This is a genomic window from Mesorhizobium sp. M0816, from assembly GCF_040320005.1.
Lineage (GTDB): Bacteria > Pseudomonadota > Alphaproteobacteria > Rhizobiales > Rhizobiaceae > Mesorhizobium.
The window spans coordinates 1-1,793 of record NZ_JAMYOT010000087.1 but is presented as its reverse complement, the minus strand read 5'-3'; the positions used below and the strand labels follow the sequence as shown (position 1 = coordinate 1,793).

1 protein-coding gene is annotated in these 1,793 nt (G+C 62.2%); it reads right to left on the bottom strand.

Translation table 11 applies throughout. The features are described from left to right. Positions 1-41 precede the first annotated feature (41 nt). Positions 42-1,778 carry an acetolactate synthase catalytic subunit gene (locus tag NKI17_RS36740; protein ID WP_352907932.1) on the bottom strand — a complete coding sequence of 579 codons (1,737 nt, stop codon included), beginning with the start codon at positions 1,776-1,778 and terminating at the stop codon, positions 42-44. Positions 1,779-1,793: the final 15 nt, after the last annotated feature.

Here is a 1,793-nt window from a genome sequence, read left to right as displayed (position 1 = left end):
ACCACCCGACACAACCGCAATTCGCGGATTGGGTCCAGTATTCACGCTGCATCCTCCAGATTCTCGAATAGCGAGATCGGCGGAAAGGCGGCCGGGTCCGTAATCATATCGATCAGAAGCGGCCCCGACCCGGTAAGTCCACGGTCAAGCGCAGCCCCAAGCTCGTCTGCCCGTGTAACGCGCACTGCCGGGCAGGCGCAAGCCTCTGCGATCTTGGTGTGGTCGACCACGCTGAAGTGGCACGCACTCGTATAGCCCTTAAACTTAACGGTTTCGGCATGCTTCTGGAATCCCAGAATGCCGTTGTTAAGGACGATAATGGTAAGAGCGATGCCGGAGCGAACGAGCGTCTCCAGCTCAGCCCAGCTATGGGCAAAGCCGCCGTCACCGACGATGGCGACAACCGGATGATCCGGATGAGCGACTTTTGCCCCGATTGCGAGCGGCAGCCCCGATCCCAGACCAGCCAGACCGCGCGGGGTGATGAAACGCATCCCGGCTTTTAGACTACGAAGTTGTCCCGTCACCCAGAACGACGAATAGCTAGCGTCAGTCACGACAGTAGTTTCGGGCGTCAGGCGGGACTGAATCTCGTGCATGAGATATTCGGGACGGATCGGTGTCCTCAAGTCGTGCGCCACTGCCTGCCGATCTTTCTCGAAAGCCTGCCAGGCCGCCGCAATTCTGGACTCCAGGCCCGCTCTGGCTTGCCGACGCAGGTCGAGTGATTGTGCTTCCAGCGCTTTGCGCAGCGCACGGAGCGTTTCAGCCGCCGAACCTACCATGCGCAAAGCTTCATAGGTCCGCCCAATCTCGCCCGGATCGATGTCGATATGCACGATCTTGGCTGCGGGAGGGATAAGACGCCAGTTATCCGTCCCGTTCTGATTGGTGCGCGTTCCGACGAGCAGGACCAAGTCGGCCTCATCGAGAAGCGCCCGGCTGTGGCGACCAAGGGACCGAGGTCCCACCAAAGACCCCAAAACCCCGGCCGACAATGGATGATGCTCGTCCACTCCCCCCTTTCCCATATTCGTGGTGAACACTGGAAGAGAAGCCATTTCCTGAAGTTCTGCGAGTTCCACCGCCCCCCCGCCGCCATGAGCGCCGCCGCCGGCGAGAACCACCGGCGCCCGAGCCTGCGCTATGGCGCGGGCGGCTGCTTCGACAGTCCCGGCATCGGGCTGCATGCGATCCAATGGCCAATGACCGAGATTGGCCTGGCGCGCGAAAGCGGGAGCAGGCGCGTTCTCACGCAATAGATCAGCGGGCAGCAGCAGGACTGCCGGACCGGGTCGGCCGGAAGCCGCGGCGGTGAAAGCCGCGTCGATATAGTCGTCGATGCGGCCGGCAACGACCACGCGGCGAATCCACTTGGCGCAAGCCTGGAACAGCGCGAGATGGTCGAGCTCTTGGAACGCATTGCGATCGGCCTGGTCGCGCTCGACCTCCTGAACCAGGGCCACGACCGGAACACTGGCTTTAAGTGCTTCAGCCAACGGCGGCACGAGCAAGGTCGCGGCAGGGCCGTTTTGAGCGGCGACCACAGCTACCTTGCCAGAGAGGCGGGCATAGCCGTCGGCCATCGCCCCACCCATATTTTCCTGTCGGTAAGCGACTTGCCGGATGCCGATCCTCTCCGCGGCAAGGATCACGGCGGAAGGAAGGCTTTGGGCGAAGATGGTATCCACGCCATGACGTTGGAGCGCGCGAGCGACGCGTTCAGCTACCGTCTCGCAGACGGCCGTTGTTTGCAGCGATTGGGTGGGAGCATTCATTAGCGCGCCTCCCCT